The organism is Parabacteroides sp. merdae-related_45_40 (assembly GCF_001915675.1).
On record NZ_MNQY01000035.1, the window covers coordinates 16576 to 32905 of the forward strand.

Here is a 16330-nt window from a genome sequence, read left to right on the forward strand (position 1 = left end):
ATGATTAAGAACCGTTTTCTTTGTAAAACGAACGAACAAGGCATAACAACTATCTTTGCGGTAGTTGTTATGCTTCTTTTATTTACTGCCTCTTGTAATGGAGATAACAAGGAGGTTGTTGTGGTTGCTTTCGATCCTGAAACAACTTATACGTTGAGGACTACTGATTATACTACTCAGTTCTCCGATTCGGGGATTACACGCTATCGTGCTATCGCTAAAGAATTTTTGAAATTCGATAAGGCAAAAGAGCCGTTCTCATATTTTCCTGAAGGTATTTATGTGGAAAAATTCGATACTTTATTTAATATTGAAGCGAGTCTTAAAGCGGATACGGCTTATAATTATGAGAAGAAAGGACTATGGAAGCTGATAGGCAATGTGAGGGTTGAGAATCTGGAAGGGAAAAAATTTGAAACTTCCTTGCTTTTTTGGGACCAGAAAGAGGAAAAGGTCTATTCTGATAAATACATTCGGATACAAGAGGATGATAAAATCATAACGGGTATCGGATTCGAGTCGAATCAGAATATGACTCAATATAAAATATTTAATTCTCAAGGAGTATTCCCTGTCAGTGAATCGGTAACGACTGATTCAACCCAAAATATTGTTCCAGTAGATTCTATGCCCATAGCTGCCAACCCTGCTATGGAGACTGTTCCGCAGAAGCAACCGGCACAGAAGGAAAAAGTGGTTCCACGAAAATTGGTGCCGGCCGAGATGGATAAAACGAAGTAATGGGTGCACTTACATACATATTAATATCATTGGCTTTTTCTGCATTCTTTTCAGGAATGGAGATAGCCTTTATCTCTTCCAATAAGTTACGTTTCGAACTTGATAAAAAGGAAAAAAGCTTGACGAGTAAGATTCTGGATATATTTTACCGGAACCCGCATCAGTTTATATCTACAATGCTGGTCGGAAACAATATAGCGTTGGTGATCTACGGTTTGCAGATGGCGATTATACTGGAACCTCTTATTGCTCGTGTGGTAAATAACGAGGCACTGATTGTTTTGACTCAGTCTATTATCTCGACTATCCTGATATTGTTTACCGGAGAATTTATTCCAAAAACTGTTTTTAAATTGAATCCGAACTTTTCGCTTACGTTGTTTTCGGTACCTTTGTTAATCATATATGTTGTTTTGTATCCGGTTTCTAAATTTTCTTCTTTGCTTTCTTTCCTGATTCTGAAAATTGCTGGTGTAAAGAATGTGACCGGTTCGACGCAACGGGCGCTGGGCAAAGTCGACCTTGATTATTTTATCCAGCAGAGCATTGAAGATGCGCCTCAAAATTCGGATATGGATACGGAGGTAAAGATTTTTCAGAATGCACTTGATTTTTCGAATGTGCGTTTGCGTGATTGCATCGTTCCCCGTACGGAAATTGTGGCTTGCGATAAGACGGCTGCTCTTGAGGAACTACGTTCCCGTTTTGTAGAGACTGGACTTTCTAAGATTCTTGTTTATAATGAAAATATAGATGATATTGTCGGATATATCCATTCTTCGGAAATGTTTAAAAACCCGGAAGATTGGACACAAAGTATCCGAAGCGTCTCGATTGTTCCGGAAACGATGGCTGCCAATAAATTGATGAAAGTCTTGATGCAGGACAAGAAAAGTATGGCTGTTGTGGTGGATGAGTTTGGTGGAACTTCGGGAATCGTAACCTTGGAAGATTTGGTGGAAGAAATATTCGGAGAGATAGAAGATGAGCACGATATCAAGTCGTATGTTGCCAAGAAGGTGGGAGATGACGAGTATCTATTGTCCGGTCGTATAGAGATCGATACGCTGAATGAGAAGTTTGACTTGGAATTACCGGAGTCGGACGATTATGTGACAATAGCCGGTTTTATATTGCATTTTTATCAGAAATTTCCGAAGTTGAATGAAACGATTGTAATTGATAAATATTCTTTTAAAATCGTAAAAGTGACAGCTACGAAAATCGAATTAGTTCGTATGAAAGTAGTGAGTTAATTAAAAAAAAAGCATAAAAAGATGCGGCAATCTCTTTTTTTCGTATCTTCGTGCCCTTAAAATGTGGAATAATAAACTTTAAAATAGATAAAGATAAATGGCTACGCTGGAAAAAATCAGAAGCAAAGCAGGACTGCTGGTACTCGTTGTGGGGGTGGCATTGTTCGCTTTTATCATCGGTGACTTTTTAAACTCCGGTTCTACTTATTTCAGACAATCGCAGGAGACGGTTGCGGAGGTAGACGGAGAAGTTATTAAAATTCAAGAATTTCAGGATCGTGTAGACGAAATGACTGAAATGTACAAAATGCAGACAGGTTCCACCAGTCTGCCCGAAGAATACCAGACTCAAATCCGTCAGTCTGTATTCGATGGTATGGTTCAGGATATCGTTTTGAATGAAGCAACTTCCGAGTTAGGAATGGGAGTAGGTCCGGAAGAACTGTTCGATATGGTTCAGGGTGAAAACATTTCTCCGATGATCCAACAGATGCAGATGTTTGTGAATCCGCAGACAGGTGCATTTGACAAAACTGCATTATTAAATTTCTTAAAGACTATCGACGACGATAATATTGCCAACTATCCCGCTGACCAGCAGGCACAGTTGTTGCAGGGGCGTCAGTTCTGGATGTTCTGGGAAAAGAATATCAAACGTCAGCGTTTGGAACAGAAGTATACAACTCTGTTGAGTAAGGCTGTTTCTGCCAACAAACTGGATGCAAAAGATGCTTTCGATGGCTCGGCTGTAAGCTCTGATATCGTTTATGCAATGCAATCTTATGCTTCTATTCCTGATTCAACTATACAGGTAAGCAAGAGTGATATCGAAAAGCTGTACAATCAGCGTAAGGAGTTGTTCAAGCAGAAAGAAGGAAAAGTAATCAAATATATCGCTGTCGATATCCGTCCGAGCAAAGAAGACTACGACAAAGCAAGTGCTGAAATCGAATCTTTGAAGAGCGAGTTGGCTACTTCTGAAAAAGTGGCTGATTTGGTGACGGAAAATTCTGAAATACCTTATATGGACGCTTTCTTTACAGAGAATGCATTGGATCCTGAAATGAAGCAATTTGTAAAGACTGCAAATGTTGGTGACGTATACGGCCCTGTTTTTGAAAACGATAAATACAGATTGTTTAAGTTGGTCGATAAAACCGTTGCTCCTGACTCTGTGAAGGTCAGTCATATTATGTTGGCAAATACAGGCGATGAAGCTGCTATCAAAGCAAAAGCCGATAGTTTGTTGAATGTACTGAAGAAAGGTGGTGACTTTGTTGCCTTGGCAAAGGAATATTCAGCTGACCAGGCTGCTGAAAAAGGGGGTGAACTGGGCTGGTTTACTGAAGCGACAGCTTTGAGAGGTGTAAATGATGATTTCAAAAAAGCTGTTTTCTCGACTCCGGTCAATGACTATTCAATTGTAAAATCTTTGTATGGTACACATATCATCAAAGTTACCGATAAGACTACAAATGTAGACAAATACAAAGTAGCAGATATTGATATGACCGTATCTCCGAGTACAAAGACTTATGGTAACATCTATAATGAATTGAACCAGTTCATTTCAAAGAACCAGAATATAGATAAATTGGATGATGCCGCTAAAGAGGTCGGTTACAACTTGTTGTCAAATGTGACAGTAACTGCTAACGACCAGTTGCTGGGTTCTATCAAGAATTCCCGTCCGGTAATCCGTTGGGCGTTCCAGAACAACAAAGGCGATATTTCTGAAATTTTTGAATGTGACGATAAGTTTGTGATCGCAGCTATTCAGGGTACGTTGCCGGAAGGTTATCGTTCTTTGGAATCTGTTACTCCGATGTTGAAATCAGAGTTGATCGCTCAGAAGAAGGGTGAAAAGATCGCACGAGACCTGTCTGCTAAAAATCTGAGTTCTGTCGATGCTTATGCTCAGGCTATGAATTCTTCTGCAGATTCTGTTAAGTTCGTTAGCTTTGCAACACGCCGTATCGCAGGTATCGGGGTTGAGCCGAAGTTGAATGCAATGGTTTCCTTGGCTCAGAAAGATCAGTTGAGCGCTCCGGTTGTCGGCAACAACGGTGTATATGTGTTCAAGGTATACGAACAGAACAAGGACGCCAAGAATTATGACGAAGCTGCTGAAATCAAAGCATTGGATGCTTCTAATGCTTACCGTTTTGGTTTCCAGGCTATTCAGTCATTGGTTAACAAAGCTGATGTGGAAGATAACCGTATCCGCTTTTATTGATCGTTGAACTGTTTGCGGCAGGAGAGACTGCCGTCCATTATAGGGAACCGCCAATCGCAACCGATTGGCGGTTTTTTTATATCTTTGCATGAAAGAAACACAAGAAGGATCATGAATGAGAAAAGACGTTTATTGGGAATGACTTTGGATGAACTGAAAGGAGTGGCTTTTGAAGCCGGACTTCCAGGCTATGCAGCTAAGCAGATGGCTGACTGGCTGTATAAAAAAAAAGTGACTTCTATTGCAGCGATGACGAATATAGCCTCGGCGAAACGTGCCTTGTTGGAGAAAAACTTTGAGGTGGGGGCCGTACCTCCTTCCGACTTGATGAAGTCGGTGGACGGGACGATCAAGTATTTGTATCCTGCCGGTCCTGGTAATTTTGTTGAATCCGTGTACATCCCGACGGAAGACAGGGCGACATTGTGTGTTTCCTCCCAGGTCGGATGTAAAATGAATTGCCTTTTCTGTATGACCGGTAAACAGGGGTTTACCAAGAATTTGTCAGCTAATGAGATTCTGAACCAGATACAATCCTTGCCGGAAACGGAAGAATTGACTAATATCGTTTTTATGGGAATGGGCGAACCTCTAGACAATGTGGATGAACTGTTCAAAGTATTGGAAATCTTGACCGCCTCTTACGGATACGCCTGGAGTCCGAAGCGAATCACGGTTTCAACTATAGGGGTAGCCAAAGGGTTAAAACGGTTTCTTGAAGAGAGCGACTGCCATTTGGCTGTCAGCTTGCATTCGCCTTATCCGGACGAACGGCGATCTTTGATGCCGGTTGAAAAGGCTTTTCCTGCGTGTGATATTATCGAGACGATCAAGCAATATGATTTTACGCATCAACGTCGTGTTTCATTCGAATACATTGTTTTTAAAAATTTGAATGATGATCTTCAACATGCGAAGGCTTTGGTTTGTTTATTAGATAAAGTCCCCTGCAGAGTCAATCTGATCCGTTTTCATGCAATCCCTAATGTGTCGTTGGAAAGTTCGGACTTGGCAAGAATGGAGGCGTTCCGGGACACGTTGAATGCAGCCGGTATCGTTTGTACGATCCGAGCATCACGAGGAGAAGATATATTTGCCGCATGCGGGATGCTTTCTACGGCGAAGAACCAACAAAAAGAATAGAAATGGTTTCTTTTGAGGGAAAAGAAGCTATATTTGTATAACAAAAAAATAAACGGGTATGAAAACACATTCTTTATTGATCAGCTTTTTAATGCTTCTTGTCATTATGGGAGCATGTAGTTCGGGCCCAGTGATGAGAAATGCTACCGGTTTCGCCTATGAAATTGTTGTGACGATGGATAAAGCTGACTGGGATGCTCCTGCCGGAAAGGCTATCAAAGCCGAATTGACTTCCGATATTCCAGGATTGCCACAGGCTGAACCTGCCTTTAAGATCACCTATGTGACTCCTGACCAGTTTAACGGTTTGTTAACATATGTGCGCAATGTTTTGATTGTTAGGATAGATAAGTCTCAGTATACGAAAGTTTCACTGAACTATGAGAATAATCGCTGGGCGAAAGGTCAGGTAGTGATGACATTGACAGCTCCTGACGATGCAGCCATTCTTGAATACGTAAAGGCTCATCCGCGGAACATAGTGGAATTTTTTACCAAGTGCGAAAGAAACCGTACGATCGGACAATTGGAGAAGGAACATAGTCCGGTGGTTATGGATCACGTGAAGGACCGTTTTAACGTCATGTTGAGTGCTCCGGCAAATATGACCTATTTCCGTGACACGACCGGCTTTTTCTGGGCTTCCAATAATGCCAATACTGGGCGTACGGATATTGTTGTCTATGATTTCCCATATAAGGATGCTGATACTTTCACAGCCGACTATCTGATTGCAAAACGTGACTCTGTCATGAAGCTGAATATGCCGGGGACGTTTCCCGGATCTTATATGGCTACGGATACAGCTTGGGTAACTTATAATCCGACAACGGTAAATGGTAAATATTGTGGTGTGTTGCGCGGTTTATGGCATATGAAAGGCGATATGATGGGAGGACCATTTGTCAGTCATGCACGTTTGGACGAAAAGAACAACCGGGTTGTAGTCGTTGAAGGCTTTGTATTCGCCCCGGAGACGGATAAGCGCAATTTTATCCGCCGTGTCGAATCAGCATTGTATACCTTGCGTCTGCCTGGTGAATTTGAAGAAACACAGGTAGAGAAACTGGATGTTCCCGAAGAAAAGTAACAAAAGATTTGTGGTTTGTGATTTACGATTTAGAGCAGCGATGGAATAAATCATAAATCATAAATCATAAATCATAAATCAAAATATATGGAAGAACGATTGGTTAAGGTGGGCATAACCCACGGAGATATAAATGGTATCGGTTACGAGGTGATACTGAAAACATTGTCGGATACTCGTATAGCCGAACTTTGCACGCCGGTCATTTACGGCTCGTCAAAGATTGCCGCTTATCACCGGAAGGTCTTGGAATTGCCTGCTGTGAATTTAAGCATCATTGCACAGACTGAAGATGCCGGGGCAAACCGGGTGAATATTATCAACTGTGTGGATGACGAGACTAAAGTAGAGTTGTGTCAATCTACAACTGCTGCCGGTGAAGCCGCTTATCTGGCTTTGGAGGCTGCTGTTACCGACTTGAAACGCGGTGCGGTGGATGTATTGGTAACGGCTCCGATCAATAAGCACAACATACAGAATGAACAATTTCATTTTCCCGGTCACACAGAATATCTGGAACAATGTTTCGGTGGTTTGGGAAAAAAGGCATTGATGATTCTGATGAAAGATAATCTTCGCGTTGCCTTGGTAACGGGACATATCCCATTAGCACAGGTCGCATCAAAGATTACTGTTGAAGATATTGTGTCCAAATTGCGTATTTTTAATCAGTCACTTAGGCAAGATTTCGGAATCGTGCGTCCCCGTATAGCTGTCCTTGCTTTGAATCCGCACGCTGGAGATGCCGGATTGTTAGGTAAGGAGGAAGAAGAAATCATTATTCCGGCTATTCAGGAAGCAGAGAAGAAGGGAGTAATGTCTTTCGGACCGTATGCTGCTGACGGTTTCTTTGGTTCGCAAGTGTACGATAAATTCGATGGTGTACTGGCTATGTATCATGATCAGGGCTTGGCTCCGTTTAAAACGCTGGCGATGGATGACGGTGTTAATTATACGGCAGGTCTATCAATCGTACGGACTTCACCGGCTCATGGTACGGCTTATGATATTGCCGGCCAGAATGTGGCCTCTGAAGAATCTTTCCGCCAGGCCCTATATGCTGCATTGGATATTTACCGGAATCGTATCCGTTATCGTGAGGCAACAGCCAACCCTCTGCGCAAGCAGTATTTCGATAAAGGAGGTGACAATGAAAAGCTCGACCTGACAAAAGAGGAAGACGAATAACCAGAAGCCCGGAAGTCATTTGAATACTAAAAAACCATTTCTTGCTTTATGGATAAAGCAGGAAATGGTTTTTGTTTTTTGTCCGTAGTCGAAAAGTAAGAGAGAGGTATTTTTGTTGTAAGAGCCTGTTTAGTCGTTCGTTAGTTGAAGTTGTGTCATTCTTGTATTTTACTTAAGTATATAGTTGTGGATATGAGGCGGAGAGAGAGAATGCCCAAACTGAATCAGGACGAGAGTCCTTTTTACCGCCATTTTTTTTTTGATAGGAAAAGTTTGTGTAAGTTTGCGGTTTCAAAAGGATATTAAGTATTATGTTTAAGGATAAAACGATTGTGTATACATCAGGAACATTCGATATGTTCCATTACAACCATCTTCGGATGATAAATTATGCCCGCAGCCTTGCGGATATTTTGATTGTGGGGGTGAGTACGGATGAATTGGTGTCTTCTTATAAGGCGAAGCCGATCATTCCTTTTACGGAACGTCTGCAAATCATCGAAGCATTGAAAACTCCCGATATTGTCATTCCACAACATACGTTGGATCATTCCGAAATAGTCAAAAAGCTGAATATCGACGCTTTTGTCGTGGGAGACGATTGGTATGGCAAGTATGATTATTTGAAAGACTTGGGCGTTCAGGTATTCTATTTCCCTTACGGGACAGGAGTGTCCTCTTCCAACTTGAAGAAAACGATCCATGATTCATATGAAGCGAATTTGAAGTCTCAACGGCAATCCAAACCTGAATCTGTTAAAGGCTTCGGTGAAAAAGAATAAGGGTGATGATGGAAAAAAGGGTATTGATTACCGGAGGGACGAAGGGGATAGGCAGAGCGGTTGCCGAATGTTTGGCAAAAGCTGGCTACAGCCTGATTTTGACTTATGCTTCGGATAAAGAAGAGGCTCTTCGGGTGGCAGACGGTTTGCTGCAGCAATACAAAGTGGAGGTTCTTACGCTTCAGGCCGATATTTCCGATCGGAAATCAATCGAAAAGATAGAATCATTTCTAACCGGGTGCTCTATGCGCTTGGATGCGGTGATCTTTAATGCCGGCCTGACCTGTCGTGACTCGTTTGAGGATTTGGATATAGTAGAATGGGAACGGGTGTTTTTTGCCAATGTGCATTTCCCTGTCTTCCTGTTGCAACGCATTGTCGGTTTGATTAATAAGGGAGGAAGCATTGTCTTTACCGGTTCTCTGATGGGGATACAGCCCCATTCGGTTTCACTGGTGTATGGCGTGACGAAGAGTGCCGTGCATGCGTTGGTGAAGAATATGGTGAAGTTCCTGGTTCCGTATGAGTTGCGTGTGAATGCTGTGGCTCCCGGTTTTGTGGATACCGAATGGCAGAAAACGAAACCCGCTGAAATACGTCGTAATATAGAGAACAAGGTTTCATTAGGGCGTTTCTGTGATCCGGAGGAACTGGCGGAAGTTTATAGAATGTTAGTAGAAAATAGTTATTTTAATGGCGAAGTGATCGTCGTCGATGGCGGTTATTCGTATAAATAGAAGATAAATGAGCGACTTGGATAAAGAGTACGAGGCTTCGTTGAAGTCGATAGAAACAGAAAATAAGATTGACCGGATTTTTTATCGTCCTATCGGTTTTCGTATTGCCCGTATGTTAAGGGGTACAGGTATTACGCCTAATATGGTGACTGTTGTCTCTATTTTTGTAGGGGCGGCAGTCGGTTTCTTTTTTTATCATGATGATCTGATTTACAATGTTTGCGGTATCCTGTTGCTGGTATGTGCAAATATCCTAGACTGCGTGGACGGGCAGTTGGCCCGCCTGACGGGAATCAAATCGGCGATCGGTCGTATCTTGGATGGTTTTGCCGGGGATATCTGGTTTACGTGTATTTATGTCGGTTTCGCCCTTCGTCTGTCTCATGATTACGGAACGGACTGGTTCTTTGCCTTGGCGGTTCTTTCCGGTTTGTCACATTTGGTACAGGCGAATATCACGGACTATTACAAGACACTTCATTTGTATTTCATCAGCAAGGATAAAGGTGCGGAGTTCCAGTCGCTGGAACAGGTACGTGCCCGCCATAAGGAAATGAAATATGGTATCAATAAATTTTTCTATTTCCTCTATCGTGGCTATACGCTTTTGCAGGTGAAAGCTACTCCGTCCTTGCAGGGTATGCTTCGCAGCTTGCATGCACGGTATGGAGATGATATTCCGGAAGATATCCGTATCCGTTTCCGCAAGCAAAGCAAGGAACTGATGCACATGGTAGACCTTTTGACTTTTAACGGACGTACGATCGTGATGTTCGTCGTGGTTCTGGTCGGTGAGGTTTGGGTTTATTTCTTGTATGAGATAATCGTATTGAACATCGTTTTGTTGCTCGCCATGAGAAAGCATGAACAGATGTGTGCAACATTCTATAAATAAGAATTTATGAAAGAGAGCGTTGTAGACATACATGATTTACAGGAAGCTGCCCCGTTCTTTAAAAGTCGTTTCGGCTCTTTTCTGGGGAAAGTGCTGATCAAATGGTTGAGTATCGATAAGGTAAACAAGGCTCATGCCCATAACTGCCATTTGCGGGGAGCGGAGTTCACAACAGCCTTGCTGAACGACCCGTTGATCGATATTAAATATGATCTACATAACGCCGAGGTGCTGGATCATCTGCCCGAAGGCGCTTTCGCTACAGTTTCGAACCATCCTATCGGATCGATAGACGGGATTATGTTGATCGATATATTCGCTTCACGCCGTCCGGATTTCAAAGTAATGGTAAACGGCGTATTGACCAAAATCGGGGCCATGGGAGATAATTTCGTGTCCGTCAAGCCAGACTCCAATAATCAGGGGGCTAATCTGAAGAATATAAACGGGGTCCGTATATCCCTGCAACAACTGAAAGAGGGGCATCCGATGGGTTTTTTCCCTGCCGGGGGGATCTCGATGTATAATAAGAAGACGAAGAAAATACAGGATTTGCCTTGGACGCACAGTGTGATTCGTCTGATCCGGAAAGCGAAAGTGCCTGTATATCCTGTTTATTTCGATTTCCTGAATTCCCGCTTTTTCTATTGGCTGGGCCGGATTGACTGGCGTATCCGTACGTTGCGCATACCAGCCGAGGCCTTTAACAAGCGCGGGCGTACGGTCGATGTTTATATCGGTGAGCCTGTTTCTCCAGAAGAAATCCAAAATATTGCCGACGACAAAGACCTGGCCGAGTTTTTATATCAACGTACGTACGCTGCTAAAAAATAACAAACCTGTATAGAAACCGCCTTCGGATTTCGGTTAATTGGATTAAGATTTGTAATTTTGGCAGATAAAACTGAAATAATTACAGATAGTAGAAGAAATATGATAAAGGTTGACGTGCAGCAGATAAAACAGCGTTTTGGAATTATCGGTAATAATGCCGGGCTGAACCGGGCTATCGATGTTGCCCTACAGGTCGCTCCGACAGATTTGTCTGTGCTGATTACCGGTGAAAGTGGTGTCGGTAAAGAAACTTTTCCTCAGATTATACATCAGAACAGCCCGCGTAAACATGGGCAATACATAGCGGTGAACTGTGGTGCCATTCCTGAAGGTACGATTGACTCGGAATTGTTCGGACACGAAAAAGGTTCTTTTACAGGAGCGTTGTCTGACCGTAAAGGCTATTTCGAGGTTGCGGATGGCGGGACGATCTTCCTGGATGAAGTAGGAGAGCTACCCACCCCTACGCAGGCACGTTTGTTGCGTGTTTTGGAGACGGGAGAGTTTATCCGTGTCGGTTCATCCAAAGTCCAAAAGACGAATGTCCGTATCGTCGCGGCGACAAACGTCAATCTGACGCAAGCTGTAGCGGAAGGAAAATTCCGTGAAGATTTGTTTTACCGTCTGAGCACGGTGCCTATCCAGGTTCCTCCTTTACGTGAGCGCGGTGAGGATATCATCTTGCTTTTCCGGAAATTTGCCAGCGATTGCGCGGAGAAGTACCGGATGCCGCCGATCCGTTTGGATGAGGAAGCCCGCCAGTTGATGCTTTCCTACCGTTGGCCGGGGAATGTCCGGGAACTGAAAAACATAACGGAGCGTATTTCTGTTATCGAGGAAAACCGGGATATCACCGCTTCAGTGCTTCGCTTGTATCTACCTGATCTGAATATCGAGAAATATCCGGTCCTAGTCAAACAGGATTCCGATCAGAAGATATTCAATAGCGAACGGGAGATTCTATATCAAGTGCTGTTTGACATGAAGAAAGATGTCAACGAACTTAAGAAGCTGGTACACGACATTATGGGAGGCAAGATGCCAATCGAGATGCCGGAAGAGCCGGCGGCTTATCCCCATCCGATCCATACTGTTCATCCGGTTCCTTCTATTCAGGAAGCCGAAGCAGTGGAAGAGGAGGAGAGCATGTCGCTGGAAGAAGTCGAGAAAGAGATGATCCGAAAGGCCTTGGAGAAACATAACGGTCGCCGTAAGAATGCCGCTGCCGACCTGAAGATATCGGAACGGACACTTTACAGGAAAATAAAAGAATATAATCTGGAATAAAAGATGTTGAAGATTAATAAGATATGGCTTTTCTGCCTGATCGGGCTGATTGTGACGGCTTGTTCGATCTCCTATAAGTTTAATGGAGCTTCTATTGATTATACGAAGGTCAAGACGATCACGATCAAGGATTTCCCGAACCAGGCTCCGTTAGTCTATCCGCCCCTTTCGCAAAAGTTTACGGAAGCATTGAAGGATATTTATATCCGTCAGACCCGTCTGCAGTTGGTGGGGAGCAACGGCGACTTGGACCTGGAGGGTGAAATTACGGGCTATGACCTGACTCCTATGGCTGTAAAAGAAGATGCTTATGCCTCGCAGACCAAGTTGACGATTACGGTTCGGGTTCGTTATGCCAACCGGGTGAATCCGGATGAGGATTTTGAGCAGAGCTTTTCGGCATACCGTGAATTCGATGCGACTCAGATGTTGCAACAGGTACAGGACCAGTTATCGGAAGAGATTATTGACGAGCTTGTCGATCAAATTTATAATGCAACGGTTGCCAACTGGTAAAAATGAAAGCTGCTGATCTATATCGACTAATGGAGAGCCCGGCCCTGCTGACTGAGGATACACTTCAGCAGTTAAAGCAGATCGTCGATGAGTTCCCATATTTCCAGATTGCCCGGATGCTTTACCTGAAGAACCTGGCGGTCTTGAACGATATACGTTTTGGCGCAGAATTGAAGAAGATGGCAATCTATGTCCCTGACCGTAGGAAGTTGTTCACCCTGATAGAAGGTGAACGGTTCGGTTTGCAGCTCCAGTCAGCGAAAGAGGGAAATCCAACCCGTGAAGATGCTTTTTCATTGATCGATGCTTTCCTGTCCAATCGTGAGGAGGAAGAACCGAAGACGGATGCGTCTCTTCTGTTCCAGCCGTCCGTTTCGTCGGATTACATCTATTGGTCATTGACGAAGGAAAACGGGCAGGTGGAGGAAAAAGAAGAGGAAGAAGAAGTCCGTTTGCAGCATCACGATCTGATCGATTCTTTTATAAAAAATGAAGAACAGCGGACTCCCGGCAGTGGTCTGAACCTGGATATGGAGACAACCGGAGCGCCTGTTCCCGGAAATCTGGCGGAGTTGGAGGAAAACCAGCATAAACCGCTGGATGACTCCTATTTTACGGAAACATTAGCTCATATTTATGTAAAACAGAAGCGATATGAGAAGGCATTGCAAATAATTAAAAACTTAAACTTGAAATATCCAGAAAAAAATGTTTACTTTGCAGACCAAATCAGATTTCTGGAAAAGTTGATTATTAACACTAAAAAATAAAACAAAGATGTACGTATTTATTTCTATCTTAATCCTGATCGCATCTATACTATTGATCTTGATTGTATTGATTCAGAACTCGAAAGGTGGAGGTCTGGCTTCAGGATTCTCTTCTTCCAACCAAATTATGGGGGTACGCAAAACCACAGACTTTCTTGAAAAAGCAACCTGGACTCTTGCCGGCACTGTTGTTGTTTTAAGTATTGTGATTACTGCTTTTATTCCGAGAGCTCAGCACGCGAATCAGTCTGAAATCAAAGAACAGATAAATAATGCCGTAACAATCGATCCGAATACGGTTGCTCCTGACTTTGGCACTGCCCAGCAACCTGCGACAGCTCCCGTTTCTTCTTCTGAAGAAGAAGCTCCGGCTAACTAATAGAAAACGGATTTTCGATATAATGAAGAGGTTTCCTGCAACAAGGATGCCTCTTTTTTTGTTTTGTTTGATAGAATTATCGATAAGTGGATAGAAATAATTTATCATGGACGATACATATTTCTTCGTATCTTTGTCATTACAGGCAGATAGGCCTGTCTTAAATCGTAAACAAATATGGACATGATTAACTTTGATGGATTGTTGATAGGTATTGCTACCTTTTTGATTATCGGGCTTTTTCATCCGGTTGTGGTGAAAGCGGAATATTATTGGGGCACGAAATGCTGGTGGATCTTTCTTGTTTTGGGAATAGCGGGAACTGTCGCTTCCCTGCTGGTTGAAAGCGTTTTCGTCTCGGCTATCTGCGGCGTCTTTGCCTTTTCCTCTTTCTGGACGATAAAGGAAGTTTTCGAGCAGGAAGAGCGCGTCTTGAAAGGCTGGTTTCCAAAGAATCCCAAACGTACTTATCCGGAGCAAAAGCCTTAATCAGGCTTTTCAAGCAGAAGAACTGGTTACGATATCTTACCGACACCGCCTAAAACCAATCCTCAGGTAACCGGTAGACTAAGCCGTTTCATGCCATCAACTAAGTCAAAACACCCCAGAAACTAAATGATAACATATCGTAAAGTATCTGTTGGTAGTTACTATTTATAGACGATACGTAGTACTACCAATAGACGATATGTGGTACTACGTATCGTCTATTGGTAGTACTACATATGAATAATATGAAGTATGTCTTGAATTAGTTTACTATGACTTTTGAGATAGTTTACGGTATGTTACGGATCAGTTGCTCCATGAGAACAGGCGATAGTGTCGGGGCTTTTTATGTATTTCCGTACATTTCAGGAAAGACTGAACCAACTTCAGATATTATCCGTACCTTTGTCACGTTAAATATTATTCGTATGAAAACAAAGAAAAAAGATTCATTTATGGATTACATCAAAGCGAACCGAAAAGGAAGTAGGGAAGCGGAGATTGAGAATCACGGTCATCCGGTCAGTTTCAACCGGGTACATGTATCGAAAAAGGTTTATAACCGTAAAAGAGATAAGGCAGATGCCCGGAGGCATCTGCCTTATTTGTACATTGTCGTTTGCGACAATTAGTGCTGGTGGTTGTGTACCGGATATTTTTCCTTAAACCACTCAACCAATTTTCCGTCTTTGAAACTTAACAGGTAATACCCTTCCGTATTTTCAGTCATGGAAGCTGTCTTGTAGCTGATGGTTTCGATCGAACCTTCGGAGGTCATGCGGGCACCTGCCGATTCGAAATCTTTTCCCAATATGGAGATCACTTTCTTTTTGGTCATGCCTAATTCGATGTCTTTCATCTTACTATCCATTTGATAGGGTTGCATGAGCGTTCCGCAACTTGTCAGCAGGAATGTGGCCAGTAGTACATACAGCCATTTCATCTTTTTCATATATCCTTGTTTTTGTAGTTAGTAAACACAATGACAAAAGTAGTGATATTCATTGAAGAAAGGAGTGTTTTTACTTCAATATCTTTAGAAAATGAAAGATGAAACCAATCAAGGGGTGGGCAAGTCATATACATATATGGCATCTTCAGTGTCTCCGTCTACGGCATATAGTTTTTTTTCTTTTCTTTTTCGGATATCGCCCCAATAGATGATGGATGGATCCTTCCAAAGGAATGTAAATAAATGCAGACTGCCAAATAAAAAAAGAGGAAAACCTTTCGATTTTCCTCTTCTTGAGAGCGGAAGACGGGGCTCAAACCCGCGACCCTCAGCTTGGAAGGCTAATGCTCTATCAACTGAGCTACTTCCGCAATTAATTTGTGGGCAGTGATGGATTCGAACCACCGAAGGCGAAAGCCAGCTGAGTTACAGTCAGCCCCATTTGGCCACTCTGGTAACTGCCCCCGTTATTTTCAATTGCAGTGCAAAGGTACGATTATTTTTGAAACCTGCAAGCGTTTAGGCAGAAAAATTTACCATTTTAAGAGCGGTTACTGCCGCTTCATCGCCTTTGTTTCCGTACTTGCCACCTGCACGGTCTTCGGACTGTTGCATAGTGTCTGTCGTTAACAAGCCGAAAATGAACGGAATATCGTACATAAGATTTAATTCTGTAATGCCCTGCGTAACGCCTGAACAGACATAATCGAAATGAGGAGTATCGCCTCTTACGACGCAGCCCAAAACGATAACGGCATCCACTTCTTTTGTTTCAGCCATTTTTTTTGCGCCAAAAGTCAGTTCGAAACTGCCTGGTACTCGTTTTACAAATATGTTTTCGGCTTTGACGCCATGTTTTTCCAATGTGTTGCAGGCGCCTTCCAATAGCTTTTCGGTGATGTGCTTGTTCCATTCCGCTACGACGATTCCGACAGTCACTTCCGATCCGTCAGGAACACTGTTAAAGTCGTACTCCGATAAATTCTGATAAGCTGTTGCCATATTTTTTGTTCTTAAAAGAAGAGGATGCCTTGT

18 protein-coding genes and 2 tRNA genes are annotated in these 16330 nt (G+C 42.9%); 16 read left to right on the forward strand and 4 right to left on the reverse strand.

The features are described from left to right. The 16 genes from lptC (at position 1) to BHV83_RS02890 (ending at position 14975) form a co-directional block, all read left to right on the forward strand. Positions 1-741 carry an LPS export ABC transporter periplasmic protein LptC gene (gene lptC / locus BHV83_RS02815; protein ID WP_005636349.1) on the forward strand — a complete coding sequence of 247 codons (741 nt, stop codon included), beginning with the start codon at positions 1-3 and terminating at the stop codon, positions 739-741. Then, positions 741-1997 (forward strand): hemolysin family protein, encoded by a 1257-nt coding sequence (locus tag BHV83_RS02820; RefSeq protein ID WP_122205777.1) that lies wholly within the window; start codon positions 741-743, stop codon positions 1995-1997. Before lptC ends, BHV83_RS02820 begins: the two co-directional genes overlap by 1 nt. Before the next feature lie 97 nt (positions 1998-2094). Beyond that, complete coding sequence (locus BHV83_RS02825; protein ID WP_122205776.1) at positions 2095-4233, forward strand: peptidylprolyl isomerase; 2139 nt, start codon at positions 2095-2097, stop codon at positions 4231-4233. Between the two features lie 111 nt (positions 4234-4344). Beyond that, positions 4345-5376 (forward strand): dual-specificity RNA methyltransferase RlmN, encoded by a 1032-nt coding sequence (rlmN, locus tag BHV83_RS02830; protein ID WP_286756143.1) that lies wholly within the window; start codon positions 4345-4347, stop codon positions 5374-5376. A 58-nt stretch (positions 5377-5434) separates the two neighbouring features. Beyond that, on the forward strand, positions 5435-6466 hold the full coding sequence (locus BHV83_RS02835; protein WP_022321987.1) for a DUF4837 family protein: 1032 nt from the start codon (positions 5435-5437) through the stop codon (positions 6464-6466). Positions 6467-6553: 87 nt separating this feature from the next. Further along, positions 6554-7654, forward strand: a complete 1101-nt coding sequence (gene pdxA, locus BHV83_RS02840) for a 4-hydroxythreonine-4-phosphate dehydrogenase PdxA (protein WP_286756146.1) — start codon at positions 6554-6556, stop codon at positions 7652-7654. 311 nt (positions 7655-7965) lie between these two features. Then, on the forward strand, positions 7966-8436 hold the full coding sequence (locus tag BHV83_RS02845; protein WP_005636362.1) for an FAD synthase family protein: 471 nt from the start codon (positions 7966-7968) through the stop codon (positions 8434-8436). Positions 8437-8444: 8 nt separating this feature from the next. Further along, positions 8445-9173 (forward strand): SDR family NAD(P)-dependent oxidoreductase, encoded by a 729-nt coding sequence (locus tag BHV83_RS02850; protein WP_022321985.1) that lies wholly within the window; start codon positions 8445-8447, stop codon positions 9171-9173. Between the two features lie 7 nt (positions 9174-9180). Beyond that, a complete protein-coding gene (locus BHV83_RS02855; RefSeq protein ID WP_005636366.1) occupies positions 9181-10068 on the forward strand; it encodes a CDP-alcohol phosphatidyltransferase family protein in 888 nt (295 codons plus the stop codon). A 6-nt stretch (positions 10069-10074) separates the two neighbouring features. Further along, positions 10075-10902 carry a lysophospholipid acyltransferase family protein gene (locus BHV83_RS02860; RefSeq protein WP_005636368.1) on the forward strand — a complete coding sequence of 276 codons (828 nt, stop codon included), beginning with the start codon at positions 10075-10077 and terminating at the stop codon, positions 10900-10902. Between the two features lie 99 nt (positions 10903-11001). Further along, positions 11002-12189: a sigma-54 interaction domain-containing protein gene (locus BHV83_RS02865; protein WP_122122237.1), complete on the forward strand. Its 1188-nt coding sequence runs from the start codon at positions 11002-11004 to the stop codon at positions 12187-12189. 3 nt (positions 12190-12192) lie between these two features. Beyond that, positions 12193-12705, forward strand: a complete 513-nt coding sequence (locus BHV83_RS02870) for an LptE family protein (RefSeq protein ID WP_005636371.1) — start codon at positions 12193-12195, stop codon at positions 12703-12705. A gap of 2 nt (positions 12706-12707) precedes the next feature. Further along, positions 12708-13475 (forward strand): DUF8458 domain-containing protein, encoded by a 768-nt coding sequence (locus BHV83_RS02875; RefSeq protein ID WP_286756154.1) that lies wholly within the window; start codon positions 12708-12710, stop codon positions 13473-13475. Between the two features lie 7 nt (positions 13476-13482). Further along, entirely contained in the window at positions 13483-13854 is a 372-nt protein-coding gene (gene secG / locus BHV83_RS02880; RefSeq protein WP_005636375.1) for a preprotein translocase subunit SecG, read from the forward strand. A 177-nt stretch (positions 13855-14031) separates the two neighbouring features. Next, positions 14032-14343, forward strand: a complete 312-nt coding sequence (locus tag BHV83_RS02885) for a DUF4491 family protein (protein ID WP_005636376.1) — start codon at positions 14032-14034, stop codon at positions 14341-14343. Between the two features lie 428 nt (positions 14344-14771). After that, positions 14772-14975, forward strand: coding sequence for a hypothetical protein (locus BHV83_RS02890; RefSeq protein WP_005646539.1), 204 nt, complete (start codon positions 14772-14774; stop codon positions 14973-14975). On the opposite strand, the gene BHV83_RS02895 is transcribed toward BHV83_RS02890, so the two are convergent. From BHV83_RS02895 to ribH, 4 genes are all read right to left on the reverse strand, one after another. Further along, positions 14972-15295, reverse strand: coding sequence for a hypothetical protein (locus BHV83_RS02895; RefSeq protein WP_005636380.1), 324 nt, complete (start codon positions 15293-15295; stop codon positions 14972-14974). The two genes, BHV83_RS02890 and BHV83_RS02895, sit on opposite strands and share 4 nt — an antisense overlap. A gap of 298 nt (positions 15296-15593) precedes the next feature. Next, positions 15594-15666, reverse strand: a tRNA-Gly gene (locus tag BHV83_RS02900). Between the two features lie 10 nt (positions 15667-15676). Further along, a tRNA-Tyr gene (locus BHV83_RS02905) sits at positions 15677-15759 on the reverse strand. A gap of 55 nt (positions 15760-15814) precedes the next feature. Next, positions 15815-16297 (reverse strand): 6,7-dimethyl-8-ribityllumazine synthase, encoded by a 483-nt coding sequence (ribH, locus tag BHV83_RS02910; protein ID WP_005636387.1) that lies wholly within the window; start codon positions 16295-16297, stop codon positions 15815-15817. Between the last annotated feature and the right edge of the window lie 33 nt (positions 16298-16330).